At 43.5% G+C, this 20,727-nt stretch carries 15 protein-coding genes and 1 tRNA gene; 11 read left to right on the forward strand and 5 right to left on the reverse strand.

All coding sequences use genetic code 11. The annotated features are described in order from the left end of the window. The first annotated feature begins 297 nt into the window (after positions 1-297). From parS to C505_RS22650, 5 genes are all read left to right on the forward strand, one after another. Positions 298-747: a type II RES/Xre toxin-antitoxin system antitoxin gene (parS, locus tag C505_RS23815; protein WP_169337054.1), complete on the forward strand. Its 450-nt coding sequence runs from the start codon at positions 298-300 to the stop codon at positions 745-747. Next, the gene (locus tag C505_RS0115670; protein WP_083938366.1) at positions 731-1,240 is read left to right on the forward strand and encodes an RES family NAD+ phosphorylase; all 510 of its coding nucleotides are present in this window, start codon (positions 731-733) and stop codon (positions 1,238-1,240) included. The genes parS and C505_RS0115670 overlap by 17 nt, the downstream gene beginning before the upstream one ends. A gap of 55 nt (positions 1,241-1,295) precedes the next feature. Further along, on the forward strand, positions 1,296-4,640 hold the full coding sequence (gene recC / locus C505_RS0115675; RefSeq protein ID WP_018693582.1) for an exodeoxyribonuclease V subunit gamma: 3,345 nt from the start codon (positions 1,296-1,298) through the stop codon (positions 4,638-4,640). Then, positions 4,627-8,175 carry an exodeoxyribonuclease V subunit beta gene (gene recB / locus C505_RS22645; RefSeq protein WP_018693583.1) on the forward strand — a complete coding sequence of 1,183 codons (3,549 nt, stop codon included), beginning with the start codon at positions 4,627-4,629 and terminating at the stop codon, positions 8,173-8,175. Before recC ends, recB begins: the two co-directional genes overlap by 14 nt. A 102-nt stretch (positions 8,176-8,277) precedes the next feature. After that, positions 8,278-8,526 carry a hypothetical protein gene (locus C505_RS22650; RefSeq protein WP_018693584.1) on the forward strand — a complete coding sequence of 83 codons (249 nt, stop codon included), beginning with the start codon at positions 8,278-8,280 and terminating at the stop codon, positions 8,524-8,526. Positions 8,527-8,609: 83 nt separating this feature from the next. Here the strand turns inward: C505_RS22650 and C505_RS0115690 are convergent, their stop codons facing one another. Further along, positions 8,610-9,311, reverse strand: coding sequence for an OmpW/AlkL family protein (locus C505_RS0115690; protein WP_018693585.1), 702 nt, complete (start codon positions 9,309-9,311; stop codon positions 8,610-8,612). A gap of 304 nt (positions 9,312-9,615) precedes the next feature. Here C505_RS0115690 and C505_RS23820 point away from each other — a divergent pair, with 304 nt between their 5' ends. After that, positions 9,616-10,248 (forward strand): HD domain-containing protein, encoded by a 633-nt coding sequence (locus tag C505_RS23820; protein ID WP_018693586.1) that lies wholly within the window; start codon positions 9,616-9,618, stop codon positions 10,246-10,248. 48 nt (positions 10,249-10,296) lie between these two features. Continuing rightward, the gene (locus C505_RS0115700) at positions 10,297-11,055 is read left to right on the forward strand and encodes a substrate-binding periplasmic protein (RefSeq protein ID WP_018693587.1); all 759 of its coding nucleotides are present in this window, start codon (positions 10,297-10,299) and stop codon (positions 11,053-11,055) included. A gap of 113 nt (positions 11,056-11,168) precedes the next feature. Here the strand turns inward: C505_RS0115700 and C505_RS0115705 are convergent. The 3 genes from C505_RS0115705 to C505_RS0115715 all read right to left on the reverse strand — a co-directional run bounded on the left by C505_RS0115705 (position 11,169) and on the right by C505_RS0115715 (position 13,856). Then, positions 11,169-11,245: transfer RNA gene (locus C505_RS0115705), tRNA-Val, on the reverse strand. A gap of 118 nt (positions 11,246-11,363) precedes the next feature. Next, positions 11,364-12,398, reverse strand: a complete 1,035-nt coding sequence (locus tag C505_RS0115710; RefSeq protein WP_157369112.1) for a DUF3080 family protein — start codon at positions 12,396-12,398, stop codon at positions 11,364-11,366. Positions 12,399-12,401: 3 nt separating this feature from the next. Continuing rightward, positions 12,402-13,856, reverse strand: coding sequence for an MATE family efflux transporter (locus C505_RS0115715; protein ID WP_018693589.1), 1,455 nt, complete (start codon positions 13,854-13,856; stop codon positions 12,402-12,404). A gap of 176 nt (positions 13,857-14,032) precedes the next feature. On the opposite strand from C505_RS0115715, the gene C505_RS0115720 reads away from it, so the two are divergent. Further along, positions 14,033-14,806, forward strand: coding sequence for a substrate-binding periplasmic protein (locus C505_RS0115720; RefSeq protein WP_018693590.1), 774 nt, complete (start codon positions 14,033-14,035; stop codon positions 14,804-14,806). A 58-nt stretch (positions 14,807-14,864) separates the two neighbouring features. On the opposite strand, the gene metK is transcribed toward C505_RS0115720, so the two are convergent. Then, entirely contained in the window at positions 14,865-16,007 is a 1,143-nt protein-coding gene (gene metK / locus C505_RS0115725; protein WP_018693591.1) for a methionine adenosyltransferase, read from the reverse strand. Between the two features lie 320 nt (positions 16,008-16,327). On the opposite strand from metK, the gene tkt reads away from it, so the two are divergent. Genes tkt through C505_RS0115740 form a run of 3 tightly spaced genes read left to right on the forward strand, consistent with a single transcriptional unit; the run spans position 16,328 to position 20,632 of the window. Continuing rightward, entirely contained in the window at positions 16,328-18,319 is a 1,992-nt protein-coding gene (gene tkt, locus C505_RS0115730) for a transketolase (protein WP_026318020.1), read from the forward strand. A 57-nt stretch (positions 18,320-18,376) separates the two neighbouring features. Continuing rightward, a complete protein-coding gene (gene epd, locus C505_RS0115735; protein WP_026318021.1) occupies positions 18,377-19,387 on the forward strand; it encodes an erythrose-4-phosphate dehydrogenase in 1,011 nt (336 codons plus the stop codon). 48 nt (positions 19,388-19,435) lie between these two features. Beyond that, entirely contained in the window at positions 19,436-20,632 is a 1,197-nt protein-coding gene (locus C505_RS0115740) for a phosphoglycerate kinase (RefSeq protein WP_018693594.1), read from the forward strand. The last annotated feature ends 95 nt before the right edge of the window (positions 20,633-20,727 follow it).

Below are 20,727 nucleotides of genomic sequence, written 5' to 3' on the forward strand. Positions count from 1 at the left end.
AGGCGGCCTCGTCACACCTGTTATCGCCAAGGCCAGGTGAGCCGACACAACCGTTATTGGGCGAATAATTTAAGTATGTCACTCCCCCTGCTGCACGCAAGAGGATTTGAAGGAATTAAGCGGGTTATTATGTGAACATTTTTTGTTGAAGATGTGTATCGGTTGTTTTTATTTAAGTTTTCTATTTTTTCATAAAAAAGAATTAAATTTTATTCAAAAGAAGACTAGATTTGTTTGTAGAACATGGCTAAAATGCCACATGGCAATTTAAAATATTCATTTGGTGGAGAAGGATGCATGAGAACGCTGCCCTTAAAAAAACCGAAATTTGATCCGCCTTCATTTGCGGCGAGTGTCGCGGGTGCAGTCAGTAATGATCGGAAGCATATACTAAGCCGGATTGAAATTGGGTTCGATGTAGACTCAATTAAAAAAGTCGAAGATGCACTTGGTATTCAGCAAAAAGAAATAATACAACTCCTCAAAATTTCCCCCTCAACTTTAAAACGTAGAAAAGACAGTGGTCATTTATCTGCAGAAGAGTCTGATCGTGTCTACAGATTTGCACATCTACTTGAACTTGCAACACATTTAATGCAAGGTGACCTGGATGCTGCGAAGCAATGGTTAAAAACACCAGAAGCTTTATTCGATAATAAGTCTCCATTGCAGCATGCAACGACCGAATTTGGTGCGCGAGAAGTTGAAGATTTGATAGGACGATTACAACATGGCGTCTTCAGTTAGACGAATGATAGCATGGCGAATAGCATCTCCTCAGTTTTCTAGAACCCCACAACAAATGCTCTCCGGCGAAGGCGCTTCACTCTACGGTGGTCGGTGGAACAGTAAAGGACGTAAAGTCGTTTATTTGTCTTCCTCATTGTCTCTAGCCTCACTGGAAATATTGGTTCATTTGAAATCTTCGGATGTATTAAAACGCTATATTAAACTGCCCGTTGAGTTCTCCCAAGCTCATGTGATGCAGCTAGATACTGGGGAACTTCCCCGAGATTGGGCCGCTTTGTCGATGAGTCCGATGACTCAGGCAACTGGCGATTACTGGTATGATCAAAAGCTATCTCCCATTTTGAGAGTGCCGAGTGCCATTATCATGGATGAATGGAATTACCTCTTGAACCCACTTCATCCAGACTTTGAACAAATGTCGATTGGCAATATGTCTGACTATTCATTTGATCCAAGATTGGTGAAAAACGGGGATGAGGGATCAGGGTGATCTAGTGTATCATCCTTTTTCGAACCAAACCCAACTGTCTTCATAAGAAAAACCTATGTTCTATATGCATGCATCGAACCAAATGGAGGTTCTTGCATCAATATTAACGGATTATCTTGCACAGCCAGACCCGGACAATCTCTTTGGCTCAGAAACCATCTTGGTTCAAAGCCCGGGGATGTCCCAATGGTTGAATATTCAATTAGCCAATAAGCTGGGTGTTGTGCTTGATTTGGCTTTCCCACTCCCTTCATCTTTTATCTGGCGTATTTATCAGGAAGTCTTTGAAGGTCTACCCGAGCAGTCTGCATTTCACAAAATGGATATGAGTTGGAAGTTGCTAGAAATCCTCCCCACAATGATTGAAGATGAGCCATTCACTCCCTTAAAGCGGTATCTGGCGTTTGATGATCCGATGAAGTTATTTCAACTCTGTGAGAAAATCGCGGATGTGTTCGACCAATATTTGATGTATCGTCCCGACTGGATCGAGCGTTGGGAGTCCGGTGAGGATGATCTGCCAGGTATCGATATGGCAAAGAACATCTGGCAGCCTATTTTATGGCGGGCACTGGTCGAGAAAACAAAATCATTAGGGCAACCGGCTTATCACCGAGCAAACTTACAACAGAAGCTATTTACTCTGTTAGAAAACCCAACAACATCACAAATTGAACAGCTGGAGTCAGCACTCCCAAAGCGTATTTTTATCTTTGGGATTGCAGCAATGCCACCTGCACAATTGCAGCTATTTAATGCCCTTGCAAACTATATTGATGTGATTGTTTTTCAATTGAATCCCTGCGCACACTATTGGGGGGATGTTGTTGATGAGAAAACACTGGCAGCAATCCAAATACGCTGGCTCAGTAGCCGACAAAAACACTTGCCAATGGATGCTGATAGTTATTTCCAAGTGGGTAATCCTTTGCTCAGTTCATTAGGGAAGTTAGGTCGAGATTATATCGAGTTATTGCTCGAAACAGATGTGCAAATGTCTGATCACTTTGTTGAGCAAACAGGTGATAACTTACTGCGGGCGATCCAGTTCGATATTTTGCAGCTTGAGCATCGGGGGAGTTTGATGCCACTCAGTGCTGATGAGCTTGCATCAGATCTGGGTAAACGTGTGATTGCAAATGATGATCTCAGTATTGAATTCCACGAGACGCATAGCGCACTTCGAGAAGTGGAGGTGTTGCAAGATCAAATCTTATCCTGGATGAATGCCGACCCAACCCTTTCTCCAAAAGATATCATCGTGATGATGCCGAATGTAAGCCAGTACAGTCCATTTATCGAAGCGGTTTTTGGCTGCGTGGCGAAGGATAAACACTTTATTCCTTATGCGATATCCGATCATGGGATCACCGAAGAGTCGCCAATCTTAAATAGTGTACTGCAATTGCTGGCATTACCAGAGAGCCGTTTTGCCTCGAGTGAATTATTGGACTTACTTGCTGTACCTGCCATCATGCGACGTTTTTCTTTAACCACCGAACACGTTGCGTTCATTGAACAATGGACAATTGATAGTGGGATACGCTGGGGGATTGATGGGCAGCATAAGTCATCGCTCGGTTTGCCAGTAGATCCATTACAAACCTGGCGATTTGGTTTGCAACGATTGCTCCTTGGCTATGCCCTAAATGACGATAGCTTTCCGTATGAGGGTGTCGTGGCATACCCGGTTGTGGAAGGCCAGTTGGCGATTGCACTTGGGCACCTCATGGCATTTTTTGATGCATTATTACATTACAAGCGGCAATTCCAGTCAGAAGAATTATTGTCTGAAAAAGTACACCAAACACAACAGTTACTGCTTGATTTCTTTGAACCAGACGATAACGAAGAGGAAGCATTACAAGTTTTTCGTGATGCGCTCATTGCGCTGGAATATCATGAGGAATGCAAGAACTACACAAAACCGATTTCCCATCAAATCTGGAGCTATTTATGTCGACAAGCACTTGCGGATAAAGGTGTTGGCCAACGCTTCCTAGCTGGGCAAATCAATTTCTGTACGCTCATGCCCATGCGGAGTATTCCTTTCCAATATGTATGTCTTCTTGGGATGAATGATGCGGATTATCCAAGATATGTTGCGCCAGTCAGTTTTGATTTGGTTGCTTTAGGACAGCCAAGAAAAGGAGATCGTTCTCGCCGCCTCGATGATCGCTATCTCTTTTTGGAAAGTATTCTGAGTGCCCGAGAAAAGCTCTACATCAGTTATATCGGACGCTCTCAACATGATAACAGCGTAAAAAACCCCAGTATCTTGGTCTCAGAATTAAAAGAATACATCGAGGGAAGCTTTTTGAGTGAGCATGGCAAAAAAAAGAGCCTATCTCAGTTAACTCTCACTCACCCACTTCAACCGTTTAACCCGATTTATTACCAAGAGCATGTGACGCAGGTTCCTCGCAATCCAGCGAGAAGTTTTAACAAACTCTGGTTTGAGGCTTTAGATGAAGGCTTTGCTGAAAATAAAGCACTTCCAGCCATTCAAATTATACCTGACGAAATGAAGGATCTGGAGCTGGATGCGCTTATTCGCTTCTTTAGACACCCGATTCGATATTTTTATCAACATGTTTTGCAAGTGACATTTGATGGCATGATGGAGTCTAGGCTGGATCAGGAGTTATTCCAAATTGATGGTTTGGGAGAGTATCAACTTATCCATGATCAGCTGGACCAAATACTCGATAAAGGTCATATTCAACATGATCTCGATTACTGGCAAAAACGTGGTCAGCTACCGTTCGGTGAATGGGGAGCTGCTGCATATCAAAGGATCCAGCAAGATGTTGTGATCTTGAAGCAACAAATTCAACGTTATACGGCGAATAAACCGATCTACTCCAAAGAGGTGAAAGTACCACTCGATGCGCAACAACGTTTGCTTGGTTGGCGTCGAACCTATGGTGAGTCGACCCAAGTGGGTTTTCGCGCAGGGCAAGTGCGCGCTACTGATCAAGTGACGGTTTGGTTAGAACATCTAGGTCTGTGTGCATCTGGTCATGCTTGTGAGTCAATATTTCTCGGACGAACAAACGGTATTTCGTTCCAACCGATTCCGCAAAATGATGCCATTCAACGGCTTCAAGAATTAAGCCAGATTTATCAGGCTGGGCAGAAAGCACCACTCCCATTTTTGCCAAAATCAGGGCTGGCATATTTCAAAAATAAAGATGATGAGAAAAAGAGCAGACAAGCGATTCAAAAAGCCTTTCATGGTGACAGCTTTATGCCGTTCGCAGGTGAAGGCGAAGATGAGTATGTGCAGTGTCAAATCCCCTCGAGTGATGATTTACCAGCGCTGTTTTACCAGGTGTCTGAGTCAATCTATGGCCCGATGCAAGCGTACCTAGAGGAGTTATCCTATGAAACTGCTTGATCCGGTCCAAATGCCGTTGGTTTCTGAAAACTTAATTGAGGCAAGTGCTGGAACTGGAAAAACCTATACAATCACGACACTCTATTTGCGATTGCTGTTAGGTTTGTCGGGTGCGGCTGGAGAGCATCAAGAGCCACTCAATATTGATCAGATCCTCGTTGTGACCTTTACGGAGGCTGCAACAGAAGAGATCCGAGAGCGGGTTCGCAGTAAATTGATGGAAGCCAAAGATGCAGTGCGTATCGGCCGCTCGAATGACCCAGTACTACAAGTATTACTTTCTCAGATAGACGACCAACTGATTGCGTATCACCGATTGGACGCAGCGATCAAGCAAATGGACCTTGCCGCCATCTTTACCATTCATGGTTTTTGTTATCGTGCACTTCAGGAAAATGCGTTTGAAAGCGGTATTTTATTTCAGCACACTTTTACATTGGATGAATCTGATTATATCGAGCAAGCGGCGCTGGACACCTGGCGATGTCACATGATGCCGCTTCAACAACAAGCACGTTATTGGCTAAGTCAGGTCTGGCGATCTCCAGAGGAGATGATGTATGAATGCCGCCCGCTGCTTACAAAAACGAACCTGACCTGGAAAGAGGAGGTTTCAAGGGCAGCGTTAAATGACTTGTCTTATCGCTATCTTGAGCAGATTCAATCGATTAAAAAAATATGGCTTGGGGAGGATATCCCTGCACTGATTGAAGCATCCGATTTACGTAAAGATCGAATGCTAGCAAAATCCGATCGTCTAAAAGCAATGAGTCAGTTTTGCCGTTCTGAACAGTTGACGTTTGCGTTTGGGAAAAGTGGGATTGAATTATGGGCACAGGAGAATATTGAGAAACCAGGCAATTTAAAGGGGAAGAAAATACCGCCGAGTCATGAAATCTTCTCGATGATATCCCAGTGTGCGGAAGATTTGGCTGGATTAAAAGATGCAGTAAAGGGCTACTGGGTTCCATTCGCTGTTACTGAAATCCGCGGCAGACTCGCCAAAGTGAAGTTAGAAAAACAGCTGTTGACGCCAGATGATTTGCTGCAACAACTTTCAGAAGCATTACAGTCTGATGACGAAGGACGACTTGCTGAAAAAGTTGCAACACAATATCCCGTAGCGATGATCGATGAGTTTCAAGACACGGATCCAATTCAATATCATATTTTTAAAACGATTTATCAGCATACCTCTGCGCGTTCATTGATTATGATTGGTGATCCAAAGCAGGCGATTTATGGTTTTCGTGGCGCGGATATCTTCACGTATATTCAAGCAAAGCAGCAGGTCATCGCCGATTGTCAATATACGCTGGGGAAAAACTGGCGTTCGATGCACTCGCTCGTTTCCTGTGTTAACCAACTATTTGAAAAGTCAAAGTCACCATTTTTGTATGACGATGCGATCCCGTTTCTGCAAGTTGAATCGGCTGATCAGGGAAAGCGAACAGGCCTTATCCTTCACCAACAACCCATTGCGCCCATGTTATTTTGGATGCTAGAGAGTGACGCTCCGCTGTCAAAAGCGCAAGCACATCCAAAACTTGCAGCAAAATGTAGTGCTCAGATCGCAGCGCTATTGAATGCATCGAGTGCAGGGACAGCAACGTTAAATGATCAGCCTGTTCAATCCCATGATTTCGCGATTTTGGTTCGAGATCGTTATGAAGCAATAACAATGCAGCGGGCATTGAATGAACATGGCATCGCGAGTGTGTTTTTGAGCCGGGAAAATGTGTTTCAAACCCCTGTTGCGATAGGGTTACTGCGAGTCTTGCGTGCTATGTTAACTCCGGAAAATGAACGGCTCGTCAAAGCTGCACTCGCGACTGAGTTTTTCTTTTTGTCAATCGAAGAACTCTGGCAGTTAGGTCAGGATGAAAAGCGCTGGCAACATTTTCTGGTTTTATTTCAATCTTTACATCGTCAGTGGGAAAAATACGGCGTCATGGCCGCTATCCAAACATTGATGGGGGATAGCCACCTTCCTGCAAAGTGGCGGCAGACACGACCGGAAGCAGATAGGTACTTGACTGATTTACGCCATTTATCGGAAATATTGCAATCACGATCATTAGAAGTTGATGGGATGCACAGCTTGTTGCAATGGTTTGAAGAGCGTGTTCTCTCACCAGATGTTGCAGATAAAACACAGCAACTGCGCCTTGAGTCAGATGAAAACCTGGTCCGCATCGTGACGATGCATGCGTCAAAAGGTCTCGAATATCCGATCGTATTTTTACCATTTATTTGCGGGTTTTCTGCGGCGAAAATGGGGCTTTACCATGATGATACACAGCTGATATTTGATCCAACACATGCAGAGGCATCTTTGGAAAGTGCGGATTATGAACGGCTGGCGGAAGATTTACGCTTACTTTATGTTGCCCTGACTCGACCGATTTATCATTGTTATCTGGGCATATTTGACTTGAAAGATGGTCGAAAATCGCAGACAGGGCTTCAAAAAACGGCAATGGGCCATCTTTTGATGGGGCAGCAACAGATCGATAAAGAGGCTAGAGCGCTTGATTTGGTAGCAAATCAACTCAAACAAATTCCGGCGGAAATCGCAATTGAGTGGTTCGATGAAGTACAACCCGAAATATTTATACCCCCTCAGATGGCTCAATCGACAAATTTGCATTGTGCTCAGTTCACTTCAGTCTTAGATACAGCTTGGCGAGTGACAAGTTATTCTGGTTTGACTTATGGTCAGCATCAAGGGGGCTATGATGAATCGCCGATTAAAATAGAAGCCTTTGAATCAGTGATAACTGATGAGTCGCTAACACCCTTTACATTTCCAAAGGGAGCAAAACCAGGAAGTTGCCTTCATGACATGCTTGAGCAGGCTCTTTTCGAAAGTGACACAGGTGTCATTGAGTCGTTATTACAAAAAAGTTTGGCACGGTTTGGGATTGAGGAAAAATGGCTTCCCACATGCTTATCTTGGATAGTTCAGATAAAGCAATATCCATTTTTACCGAAAACAACATCGTTAGAAATGTTGGAACCGAGTCAGTGTAAGATCGAAATGCCATTTATGATGTCGATAGGGCAAATCACAGCCACTCGCTTGTCTCGCTGGTTACGTGAATCGATTCACCCTGATATGCCTGCATTGCAATTTAAGACGCTGAAAGGGATGTTGAAAGGGTTTATGGATTTAGTGTTTGTACATGATGGTCGTTATTATATCCTTGATTATAAATCGAATTATTTGGGTGATAAATATGAGGATTATCAATATTCAGCGCTTGAACAGGCAATGAATGAACATCAATATCACCTGCAATATTCGATTTATACGGTTGCACTCCATCGTCATCTATCCAGAACAATCCCTGAGTATCACTATGAGAAGCATTTTGGTGGGATCTATTATTTGTTCTTAAGAGGTATGGGTCATGGTGAGGATGGTATCTATTTTACTCGCCCCTCATTTTTATTTGTAAGAACGCTCGATCAAATCATGGCTGGCCAAGAACACTCACAATCAGAGAAAGAGCAATTGTCACTTTGGGAGTAATTTTTTAAAGAATGACAAATGCTTGGCGTATTGTATCTGCGTTGACAAGAAATATGCTGTTGACTACGCTTGAGCCATTCCAATTGATAAAACCTGAGGTCTATGACTGCAATGAATACTGGTCAATCAAAGTGGATTGAAATGGCAAGTGCTGCAATTCAGTCTTTTTCTGAGGATGGATCGCTTGATATGGATGAGGTCAATTTCTTACTAACGCTCGTGCTTCAGGATGATGAGATTGATGATGAGGAACGGCAAGTGTTGCAGGCTTTATTCGAAAAAGGAGCAAGCTTGTTTCCAAATGACGTTGCAGAGAAAGTCAAAGAAATTCAGGACAAACATCATTTATAACCCAGCGATAGCAGTCAGGTTGTGAGAACTCATTAGTTGTGCAAGAGAAGCACTAGGGCTTCTCTTATAGCCAAGTTGTCAAGTCAGAAGTGGATCCTTGCACCAAGCATGAATACAATCGGGTCTAACGCGACATCGATACTTTGAACCGTTTTCCCATTGACCTTCACATGCGCGTCAGAGTTAATGTCTATCCACATAAGCATCGCGTGGATCCCCCATGTATCATCAATTTTATAGTTTGCACCCGCTTGAAGGGCGATCCCGATAGAGTCATCTAACTCCAGTGCTACATGATCGCCAGCTTTAGCTGCGCCAACAGAGATAAGTGTATTATTGAGTGCGGGATCCGTTTTTTCTTCAAAAAACTTTGTATAATTTAAACCAGCCCCGATAAAAGGACGGAAATGATCGGCTCGGCTGAAAAAGTGATATTGTCCTAATATGGTGGGTGGAAGCTGTTTCGTTTCCCCCACAGACAGTCCATCAGCGCTAGAGCCTTTCAATTTTATATCGTGCGTAAAGGGCGTTGCAGCAACGACTTCAAGAGCAATGTTTTCGGTAAAGAAATAATCAAATGTAAATCCAACTTGTGTATCTCCATTTACACTGAGCTCTGTAGAATTAGGAGTAAGTCCTGCGGCATTTTCTATGACATTTAAGTGAGATGTAGACTCGTTTGGCTCAACATGGATTGCACCAAGGTTTAAATAGAATTCGGCTGATGCAGGAAAAGTTGTGATTGCGGCAATTGCAGCACTACAGAGCAGTAATTTTCTCATCATGTTCACCTCATGAGATTCATCTTTTGGAAGCAACTGAGTTTGTTGCTGTATCTGGCCGCTATCATAGAGCTTTTAGAGATCTCTGATATGAGCTAGATCAAACAATCAAATGCCTGAGTTGAAAAGAGGAGTCGCATAATGTTCATTTTAAAGTATGTAGATAGTCTATTTTAAATGTATGAGTAGCTGAGATTTGTGTTCAAAGACGTTTATGGGTCTGGCTTATTGGTGCATATTTTGTATTGAATGTTCATTCACATAGCGGGTAGGATGATAAACAAATCAATCGATGAAGTAGATAGATATGAACCCAGTCAATCTGACAAGTGCTTGGACAAGGCTATTGACAATATCCCATGTGATGCATGCTGAGATAGCCACTCCTTATTTTGATCGGCTGGTTGATGCCTACCGTGAACCACATCGGCATTATCATACTTTAAGCCATATTTCCCAAATGCTTTCGTTTTTACAAGAAGCTAGGGTAGAAGATCCGGCTGCACTTTGGGCTGTATGGTATCACGATTATGTTTATAAACCCGGTCGTAAAACGAATGAAAAAAAAAGCGCAGTTCAGTGTATCCAAGTGATGGAAAGGCTTGGTATTGATAAGCTCATATGTGAAAGCGCCTTTCAAATAATATTGGCGACGAAAAATCATCAACCGACAGAAAGTCGAGATGAAGCAATGTTATCCGTTCTCGACGCAGATATGGCAATTCTTGGGCAAACAAGAGATGAATATGAGCAATACGCTGTGGCAGTACGAAAAGAGTTTGTGCATGTACCGAAATTCTTGTACCAAAGAGGTCGAGTCCAGTTCTTACGAGAAGTTCTATCCCTTACAAGTATTTATCATACCGATTGGTTTCGAGCACAATTTGAAGCACAAGCAAGGCTGAATATTCAAGCAGAACTTCAAAGTTTGACAGATTAGAGCCACTTGCTTACTGTCTAGACAGGTTGTGATAAATGGCAGAAACCTTTGCGCCTCAGTGTCATTATTTTTGTTTTCTTATCGTATTCACTTCAAGCCGATGTGATCCAGGTGGCGGTTGGTGATTGGTGTCCTTATGTGTGTAACCCAGAACGGGAACAGGGGAGGCAAGGGTATATACCTGAGCTCCTTCAACAAGTGTTTGAAGCACATCAACATCGTATTGAATTCAAAGTGATCCCCTTTGGCCGGGCAATTCAACTGGCTCGTACTGGGAAAATCCACGCACATTCAGGTCTGTATCGCTCAGATGCACCCGATCTAATTTTTCCATCAATCCCACAAGGTGTGAGTACGAATTACTTTTTTCTGCATAAAGATCGGGTATGGGAATATCGTGATGAAGCGTCATTGCTTCAATTGAAGGACCTTGGACTGATGCAAGACTTTACCTATGAAAAAGAAATCGAAATATTCCGAAGAAGGCACTCGAATCGAATTATATTCTTATCTGGTGATAAGCCTTTGCTGAGATATTTTCAAATGATGGCCAAACACCGCATATACGCAATTTATGAAGATCGCTGGGTTGGAAACTATTACCTCAAAAGCCTGGGACTAAAGCAACTCATTCGAGAAGCTGGATCGATTGGTATCAAAAATCAGGTATTTGTTGCCTTCTCTCCAAAAATTCCAGAGTCGAAGGCGTATGCAAAAATACTTGCTGATGGGATTAATTATTTGAGACAGTCAGGGAAATTGAAAGTGATTTTAGATGAATACGGAATGCAGGATTGGGTGGAGTAGGGCTAAGATAATCAACTTCCCGAAGTCTGGATCTGTTTTACCACAGTTTTACCACCGGGTTTTTCTGGTATTTGAAATGATGATTATAAGTGATTGAATATGAAGGGTAAAACTGGTGCGTCCGAGTAGACTCGAACTACCGACCTCTGCCATGTCAAGGCAGCGCTCTAACCAACTGAGCTACGGACGCATCATAAGCGGTGAAGCATGTTTGCTTCGGATGCGCGCATATTAACGATGGCGAAGGGGGATTGCAACCTTTTCGGGAGAAAAAGTTATATGTATCGGTTTGTTCGCACAGAAACCGCTCATATTGGTGTGAGATTACACGATTGGAAGAACCCTTGCCACCAAGTCACATGTTTTTTTGCTTCCTGACGCAGTTTTCGCTCATGGGAGTCTGGGTGGATAAAAATGTTTCGGACATAATCTTGAAATGGTTCAGGGATCCCTGCTTGCATGTAAACTGCTTCAATATATGGGTGTGTCATATAACTCAGCCGATCAAGCTGTGCTAAATAGGGCTGCACCTGACCAATATAGAACTTTCGAAAGACATTTTGCAGATACAACTGATGTTTTCTCGGCTTTTGGCCTTTTCTACAATATGCAATTTCCTTGTGTTGAATGAGAGATTGGTTGATTTGGTGAAGAATATGTGCTGATTTGCGTAAACTGGTCATCAAGGAAGGAAGAAATGCGCTATGACTCATATTAGAAATCTGTTGTTCAATCGTATGAATCGAAATATGCTGGATCTTGCCTTTCTCGATCGCCTTCGATTGTTCGATAAAAAACATCATACTATCGACCCAAAGACTCCTATCTGCACCAGCTTCTTTACCGGGTTGTATCTCATTCATACCGCTAAACCATAAGTGATATAGCCCTTTATCTGTGAGCATCATATTTTGAAAGTGAAGGTGTATCTCTTGCTTCTTTTTTTCAACGATAGGATGTAATAGCTGGTACTTTTTGTCAGCAGGCGGATATACATTGAGACACTGTGTTGCTGCTTGAATAAAACTTGCTTCATAAATGAATCGTTGAGAGGGGGTATAGACTTTGCCGAGAGAACTGTTTTTCTCACCGATGAGTTGGTCAAGGCCGCATGTGCGAAATGATATCGCTTCTAATAACGAAATTTTAAATGTTGTAGTGTTTTGGGAAAGCTCTCTTACGCCAGGAAGTGAAGGTGTATCTTCATGTTGGAAGTCAATGGTTGGTTTGTCCAACACATTCATCAATCGATGCCCATACTCTTCAAGAATTGCCTTACTGGGTGGTTGATTGCACCCAGTAAGTATCAAGATAGATAAACCGATGAGATGAAAATGTCTCAAATATTATGTCCTTTCTATTGTTTCTTGCTGGATAGCAAACTCAGGCTCTTTCAGGATGCGACGAAGCTGCCAGCTTAAGAGTACAGCGGCGACCGTTAAACCAACGACAATCCCAATCCAAAAGCCTTTCGCACCGAGTGGCTCCGCAACGAAATAAGTTGTGAGTCCTAATCCATAGCCAAGGCAGAAACCAATCGGCCAATACGCAACAAAAGTGATATAAAAAACAGATTGCGTTCTTTTTAGCCCACGAAGAACTGCGGTAGCAATCACTTGAATCGAGTCTGAAAGTTGATAGAAACACGCAATAATCAGCAAGCTGCCAGCGAGAAGGATGACATTCTGATCATTGGTGTATAACTCCGCAATCGGTTTTCTCAGCAAAATGGTGAGGAAAATCACAATGGCAGATATTATCACAGCACAAGTAAATGAACTCAGCACTGCATTTCGCATTTTGTCCATTTCATCACGCCCAATGTAATAGCCCACTCGGATTGTTGTTGCTAAAGATAAGCTCATGGGGATCATATAGACCAAAGTACTAAAGTTCGCTGCAATCAAGTGGCTCGCAACGATATCAGCACCAAGCGGTGCAATCAGGATAGGGATACAACAGAATAATGCGACTTCAAATAAAACAGCAAATGCAATGGGTGTTCCAATTCGGAAAATCTGAGACTGGATCTCGCGGACAGGCTTTTGCCAATTTTTGAGAAATTGATATTTATTGAGGCGGGGCGAGATTTGAGTATAAATCAACATTGAAATAAACATTGTATAGGTGACAATTGTTGTTGCAAGGCCACATCCAGCACCACCCATTGCGGGGACTCCGAACTTCCCGTAAATCAGGATATAGTTTGCAGGAATATTGACGAGGATCCCAATAAAACTGATCACCATAGTTGGCTTGGTAAAACCAATGCCCTCTGAGAGATACCTGAGTAACGTAAAGCCATACGCAGCGGGAAGTCCCCAAAATACATAATCGAGATATTCCGAGGCAAGCTGACGTGTTTTATCCTCCATGTCAACCAGCGCAAGAAAATCATTCTTCCAAATAAACAATATTGAAGAAACGACCAAAAGAAAAATAGCAGCGTAAAAGCCTTGAATAACGGTTTGGGTCACTTTATCGTGATCCTTTGCACCGTAATGATGGGAGATTAATGAAATCATTGCGCTCAGTAATGCGGATGTTGCAATGACAACTGGCATCCAGATACTAGAGCCGATGGCAAGTGCCGCCATATCGATTGGGCTTACACCGCCAGCCATCATACTATCCACGACATTCATCATAACCTGGGTAATTTGGGCTAGAAAAATGGGTGTAGCTAATTTGAGAAGCTGTTTAGCTTCATACTGCGAAAACTTCACTTGGAACCTCAAAATAATCAGACATACAGTGAAAGTTGAGCGTTGATGACACTGCTCAAATAGTGAAGCATGCATGCTACGCCTCTTCAAAAGAAAAGTCATTACCTAGGCGTTGGATTTCATTCTAAAGAATGAGTGTTGATTCAGAGGTATTTCTCGCGGTGGAGAAAGCGGTTTGGAACACATGAAAAAGCAAGCGTGAAGTTATCTCTGAACTATACTGTGGAAAAATACAAATAAGGCTGATGGTTATGACACGAAATATTGCGACATTATTCCTGATAACGAGTAGTTTTTTGATAGCAAGTATTCACGCTACCCCTATTTCAATCATTGGGGATGATAGCTACCCACCATATTCATTTAAGTCGAACAAAGGGCTTGATGGTATTTATACAGAAATCATTAAAGAAGCACTTAAAAAGTTGCCAGAGCACAAAGCTGAACTCAAAGGTCTTCCTTGGAAGCGCGGATTAGCCGATTTGGAAAGTGGTTCAATTAATGCCTTATTTCCACCTTATAAAAGGGAAAAAGAAAGACCTTATATGGTTTACTCTGTGCCGATATTCGAAGAAAAAGTCGTTATATTTTGTAATGATAAATATGTCAAAGATAATGCAAAATTTCCTGATGATTTTAAGGGATTGAAGTTTGGATTAAACTTAGGCTTCTTGCTGACGGATGCCTTCAACAAAGCAAGAACAGATAAAGTCATCAAAGTTCAAGAAAGTAAAGGCAGTTATGGGAATGTCAAAAAGCTCGTGACTGGCCGTATTGATTGTTATATCAATGATAGGTATGCCATATTCCATGAACTCAAGCGTTTGAAAGCGGAGGGGGTTTATAAAGGGAGTGGTGTCAAAGAAGCATTAGTCATGAAGTCTGAGTGGGGCTATCTTGCTTATACCGCTTCTAAACAAGATGCAGAACCCGTTAAATCTTTCCGACCTGCCTTTGATAAAGTGATTGAAGAAATGAAGAAGTCAGGTGAAATTCAAAAGATTGCTAAGAAATATACAGAATAAGATCTAAGTAATTGAGAAAAGTCGTACGGTTATCCGACGACTTTTCTCATGCAATTGTTTAACCTTGGCGAAGCAAATCTGCTTTGTCCGTTTTTTCCCATGGGAATTCTTCACGACCAAAATGACCGTATGCCGCTGTTGGCTGGTAGATTGGGCGTTCTAAAGAAAGCATTTCGATAAGGCCGTATGGTCTTAAGTCAAAGTGCTCTCGGATTAAAGTAATGAGGTGATCGTCTGAGACTTTACCTGTGCCGAATGTTTCTACGCTAATTGAGGTCGGCTCTGCGACACCAATTGCATATGACACTTGGATTTCACAACGGTCAGCCAGTCCTGCTGCAACAATATTCTTCGCAACATAACGTGCTGCGTAAGCTGCTGAACGGTCAACTTTTGAAGGATCTTTACCTGAGAAAGCGCCGCCACCATGACGTGCCATACCACCATATGTATCAACGATGATCTTACGACCTGTCAGACCACAGTCACCCATTGGTCCACCAATGACGAATCGACCTGTTGGGTTGATGAAGAATTTTGTTTCTTTTCTGATCCACTCTTCAGGAAGAACTGGCTTGATGATGGTCTCCATCACGGCTTCTTGTAGATCGCTTTGTGAAACACTGCCACAGTGCTGAGTGGAAAGGACTACAGCGTCAATGCCAACTGGTTGATTGTCTTCATAGACAAATGTGACCTGACTTTTTGCATCAGGACGGAGCCAAGGTAACATGCCATTCTTACGGACTTCAGCTTGACGCTTCACAAGGCGGTGTGAATAAGTGATTGGTGCAGGCATTAAAACATCAGTCTCGTTGCTTGCATATCCGAACATGAGACCTTGGTCACCAGCGCCTTGTTCTCTAGGGTCGGTTTTATCAACGCCTTGATTAATATCTGGAGATTGTTTACCAATTGCATTCAAGACAGCGCATGAATCTGCATCGAACCCCATATCTGAGTGCGTATAACCAATTTCACGAACTGTTTTACGTGTGAGCTCTTCAATATCAACCCAAGCACTTGTCGTGATCTCACCACCAACGATGACCATACCTGTCTTAACATAGGACTCACAGGCTACACGTGCTTTCGGATCTTGCTCAAGGATTGCGTCTAATACAGCATCAGATATTTGGTCGGCTATTTTATCCGGGTGTCCCTCGGAAACTGATTCAGAAGTAAATAAGTGTTGTGACATAGATGAAATCTCTTATGAAAAGGCTGCCTATTGGCACACGTTCCAACAGTTCAGCATGTAGTAAATACTGTGATTATCGGGAGTATTTTAGAGGAACTTGTAAATAAAAGTATAGAACTTTTTACTCCTAGATGGCTAAATGGGAAATTGTTGCGATAAAGTGCGTTTAAATGCTTAATGAATCAGCATGGAAGATGAAAAATAAATCGGAAATTCGTCTGACAAGAAATCAGAGAGAATTTTATTTGCGTCTCATGGGTTTTCAAGGGAGAATACATGCAATTTTTCCCCTGTTTATTTTCAGTAAGGTAGGTGTTGATATGACATCGCGGAAACAACTTGCCAATGCCATCAGAGCATTGAGTATGGATGCTGTTCAAAAAGCAAAATCAGGTCACCCGGGTGCACCAATGGGGATGGCTGATATTGCAGAGGTTCTCTGGCGCGACTTTATGAAGCATAATCCGACCCACCCAGAGTGGGCTGATAGAGACCGTTTCGTTCTGTCGAATGGTCATGGTTCGATGCTTATCTATTCATTACTCCACCTTACCGGATATGACTTGCCGATGGACGAGTTGAAAAACTTCCGTCAACTTCATTCAAAAACACCGGGACACCCAGAATATGGTTATGCACCTGGCGTTGAGACAACGACTGGACCACTCGGTCAGGGCATCACAAATGCTGTTGGAATGGCGATTGCTGAAAAATCACTCGCACATGAGTTCAACCGTGACGGCTATGAAGTCGTTGATCATTTCACATACTGTTTCTTAGGCGATGGCTGCCTGATGGAAGGTATCTCCCACGAAGCGTGTTCACTTGCAGGTACTTTAGGCCTTGGAAAGCTGATCGCATTTTGGGACGACAATGGAATCTCCATTGATGGTGAAGTCGAAGGCTGGTTCAGCGATGATACACCAAAACGCTTTGAGTCATATGGCTGGCACGTGATCCGTGGTGTGGATGGTCACGACCCAGAAGCGGTTCGAACTGCAATTGAAGCTGCGCGTGCAGAGACAAGCAAGCCAACCATGATCTGCTGTAAGACAGTGATTGGGTATGGTTCTCCAAATAAATCGGGTAGCCATGATTGTCACGGTGCCCCACTTGGTGATGAAGAAATTGCAGCAGCAAGAGAATTCCTTGGCTGGCCACACGCACCATTTGAGATCCCATCAGAAGTTTATGCAAAGTGGGATGCGCGCGAAAAAGGGCAACAGCAAGAGTCGCAGTGGAATGAGCAATTTGCAGCTTATGCGCAAGCGCACCCGGAACTCGCGAGCGAATACAAGCGCCGGATGCAAGGCGATTTGCCTGCGGATTGGGCAGAAAAGTCAGCACAATACATTGCTGATCTACAAGCAAACCCTGAGAAAATTGCAACACGTAAAGCATCTCAAAATTGCTTGAACGCGTTTGGTCCGTTACTTCCAGAGTTTATGGGTGGTTCTGCGGATTTGGCTGGTTCGAACCTGACAATTTGGAAGGGTTCGAAAGGCTTAACTGCGGAAGATGCAAGTGGTAATTACATCTACTACGGTGTGCGCGAGTTCGGTATGTCTGCAATCATGAATGGTATTGCCCTTCATGGTGGTCACATTCCATACGGTGCAACATTCTTAATGTTCGTTGAGTACGCAAGAAATGCTGTACGAATGGCTGCTCTCATGAAGCAGCGCGCAATTTTTGTTTACACACACGATTCCATTGGTTTGGGTGAAGATGGCCCAACACACCAGGCAGTTGAGCAAACCGCTTCTCTTCGCCTCACACCAAACTTGATGAACTGGCGCCCATGTGACCCAGTTGAATCTGCGGTTGCATGGAAAGCAGCGATTGAACGCACAGACGGTCCTTCAACATTGATCTTCACACGTCAAGGGTTAGAGCAACAGGCGCGTACAGCACAACAGGTTGCTGATATCGCTAAAGGGGGTTATATCCTGAAAGACGCTGCGGGGACACCAGACTTGATCCTGATCGCAACTGGTTCTGAAGTCGGTATCACGATGCAGGCTGCGAAAGTCCTTGAAGAGAAAGGGCGTCAAACTCGTGTTGTATCCATGCCGTCGACAGATGTATTTGATGCGCAAGATGCAGCATATCGCGAAGCTGTACTTCCATCAGCAGTCACCAAGCGTGTGGCGGTTGAAGCAGGTATCAAAGACTTCTGGTACAAATATGTTGGCTTGAATGGCCAGATTGTCGGTATGGAAACATTCGGCGAGTCTGCGCCAGCTGGTGAATTGTTCGAGTACTTCGGGATCACCGCTGACAAAGTTGTCGAGGCTGCTGAGTCTCTATAATTCTAAAAGGCGCTTTCGGGCGCCTTTTTTGAATCTGATTTGATCAAAAAAGATATCATGACGATAAGAATAGCAATTAATGGATTTGGCCGAATTGGACGCAATGTCCTTCGGGCGTTGTATGAATCCGGAAGAAATCAAGATATTCGTGTTGTTGCGATCAACGAATTAGCTGAGCCGGAAGGGATTGTCCACCTACTTAAATACGACACATCTCATGGGCGTTTTCCTTTTCCGGTCGAATGGGAAAATCAGCATATCACCGTTGCGGGTGACGAAATTCGTTTATTTCATGAAGACTCCCCAAAGACACTACCATGGTCGGAACTTGATGTAGATATTGTTCTTGAGTGCACGGGTGTATTTTCATCAAGAGCAGATGCGGGGCTTCATATCGCTGCAGGTGCCAAAAAGGTGCTGTTTTCTCATCCCGCTGCACCGGATATGGACGCGACTGTGATATACGGGATCAATCATAAATCACTTCAGGATGAACATTGTATTGTCTCAAATGGTTCCTGCACGACAAACTGTAGTGTTCCAGTGATCCATGCTTTGGATGAAGCATTTGGTGTGGAGAGCGGTGCGATCACAACCATTCATGCATCCATGCATGACCAGCAAGTGATTGACGCATACCATAAAGATTTACGTCGAACGCGTGCGGCGAGCCAATCGATTATTCCAGTTGATACCCGTTTAGCAAAAGGGATTGAACGTATTCTTCCTCATTTAGAAGGGCGCTTCGAAGCGATTTCTGTCAGAGTGCCGACGGTGAATGTCACGGCAATGGACTTGAGTTTAACATTGCATAAGGATGTGACCCTTGAAGATGTCAATCGAACATTGCAACAAGCCTGCTCCGGTGATCTCTCAAACATTATGAGTATGACGTTCGATCCTCTTGTGTCGATCGATTTTAATCATGATTCCCATTCATGCATTGTTGATGGTACGCAAACCCGTGTCAGCCATAAGCGTCTGGTGAAACTTCTGGTTTGGTGTGACAACGAATGGGGGTTTGCTAATCGCATGCTCGATACAACCCAAGCCATGATGAGTTTTTAAAAAGCAGTACGAAAACAATTTTTTAAAATGACTAATAGAGGAAATAACATGACTGTTCTTCATATGACGGATATTGACTTGCAAGGCAAGCGCGTTTTGATCCGTGAAGATCTTAATGTTCCCTTGAAAGAAGGCCGTGTTGCATCTGATGCACGGATCCTGGCTGCACTTCCAACCATTCAACTTGCACTTGAGAAAGGTGCACAGGTGATGGTGATGTCTCACTTGGGGCGCCCAAGCGAAGGGATGGTTGATGACCAGTATTCACTTCAACCCGTTGTCAATTACTTACAAGATACATTGGATGTCCCAGTTCGTTTGGAAAAAGACTACCTGAATGGTGTTTCTCATCAGGACAATGAAATCATTATTTTTGAAAATGTGAGATTCAACCAAGGTGAAAAAGCGAATGACGATACGCTGGCTCAACAGCTTGCTTCTTTGTGTGATGTATTCGTCATGGACGCTTTTGGCACAGCGCATCGCGCACAGGCATCGACACATGGTATTGCGAAATACGCAAAAACAGCCTGCGCAGGCCCTTTGCTTGTTGCGGAGCTAGAAGCATTATCGAAGGCTCTGGAAAAACCTGCGCGCCCAATGGTGGCTATTGTTGGTGGTTCGAAAGTCTCTACAAAGCTTCAAGTGCTGGAAACACTGTCTTCTAAAGTCGATCAGCTTGTTGTGGGCGGTGGTATCGCGAATACTTTTATTGCCGCACAAGGGCACAATGTTGGACAGTCACTTTTTGAAGATAGCCTGATCCCAGATGCAAAACGATTAATGGAGAATGCCCAGGACATTGGGGGTGATATTCCAGTCCCTTCTGATGTGATTGTTGGCCAAGCGTTTTCTGCTGAGGCTGAAGCAATATTGAGGCCAGTTTCAGATATCCAACAAGATGATATGGTCTTTGATATTGGTCCGGATTCAGCGGAAGTTTTAGCACAGATTATCGCAAAAGCAGGCACAATCGTTTGGAATGGTCCAGTGGGTGTGTTTGAGTTTGAGCAGTTTTCTCAAGGTACAGAAAGAGTTGCTCAGGCAATTGCTGAGAGTCGTGCATTTTCAATCGCTGGTGGTGGTGACACGCTCGCCGCAATTGATAAATACCAAATAGCAGATAAAGTTTCTTATATTTCAACAGGCGGCGGTGCTTTTCTTGAGTTTCTTGAAGGGAAGAAACTACCGGCGGTTGAGGTGTTAGAACAACGGGCACGCGGTTCATTCGCAAGCCAACACTGAATAGCTTTTGATTGTCGATTTTCCCGTTCATAAGAGGAAAACGGCAAAGTAGTCCATAGATAGAACATAAAACAGAGGCATTAAATTGCCTCACC

The organism is Algicola sagamiensis DSM 14643 (genome assembly GCF_000374485.1).
Classification (GTDB): Bacteria; Pseudomonadota; Gammaproteobacteria; order Enterobacterales; family Alteromonadaceae; genus Algicola; species Algicola sagamiensis.

Excerpts from the sequence above, each read along its gene's own strand:
- parS (WP_169337054.1), top strand. The coding sequence starts at position 298 with ATGAGAACGCTGCCCTTAAAAAAACCGAAATTTGATCCGCCTTCATTT.
- C505_RS0115670 (WP_083938366.1), top strand. The coding sequence starts at position 731 with ATGGCGTCTTCAGTTAGACGAATGATAGCATGGCGAATAGCATCTCCT.
- recC (WP_018693582.1), top strand. The coding sequence starts at position 1,296 with ATGTTCTATATGCATGCATCGAACCAAATGGAGGTTCTTGCATCAATA.
- recB (WP_018693583.1), top strand. The coding sequence starts at position 4,627 with ATGAAACTGCTTGATCCGGTCCAAATGCCGTTGGTTTCTGAAAACTTA.
- C505_RS22650 (WP_018693584.1), top strand. The coding sequence starts at position 8,278 with ATGACTGCAATGAATACTGGTCAATCAAAGTGGATTGAAATGGCAAGT.
- C505_RS0115690 (WP_018693585.1), bottom strand. The coding sequence starts at position 9,311 with ATGATGAGAAAATTACTGCTCTGTAGTGCTGCAATTGCCGCAATCACA.
- C505_RS23820 (WP_018693586.1), top strand. The coding sequence starts at position 9,616 with ATGAACCCAGTCAATCTGACAAGTGCTTGGACAAGGCTATTGACAATA.
- C505_RS0115715 (WP_018693589.1), bottom strand. The coding sequence starts at position 13,856 with ATGCATGCTTCACTATTTGAGCAGTGTCATCAACGCTCAACTTTCACT.
- C505_RS0115720 (WP_018693590.1), top strand. The coding sequence starts at position 14,033 with ATGACACGAAATATTGCGACATTATTCCTGATAACGAGTAGTTTTTTG.
- metK (WP_018693591.1), bottom strand. The coding sequence starts at position 16,007 with ATGTCACAACACTTATTTACTTCTGAATCAGTTTCCGAGGGACACCCG.
- tkt (WP_026318020.1), top strand. The coding sequence starts at position 16,328 with ATGACATCGCGGAAACAACTTGCCAATGCCATCAGAGCATTGAGTATG.
- epd (WP_026318021.1), top strand. The coding sequence starts at position 18,377 with ATGACGATAAGAATAGCAATTAATGGATTTGGCCGAATTGGACGCAAT.
- C505_RS0115740 (WP_018693594.1), top strand. The coding sequence starts at position 19,436 with ATGACTGTTCTTCATATGACGGATATTGACTTGCAAGGCAAGCGCGTT.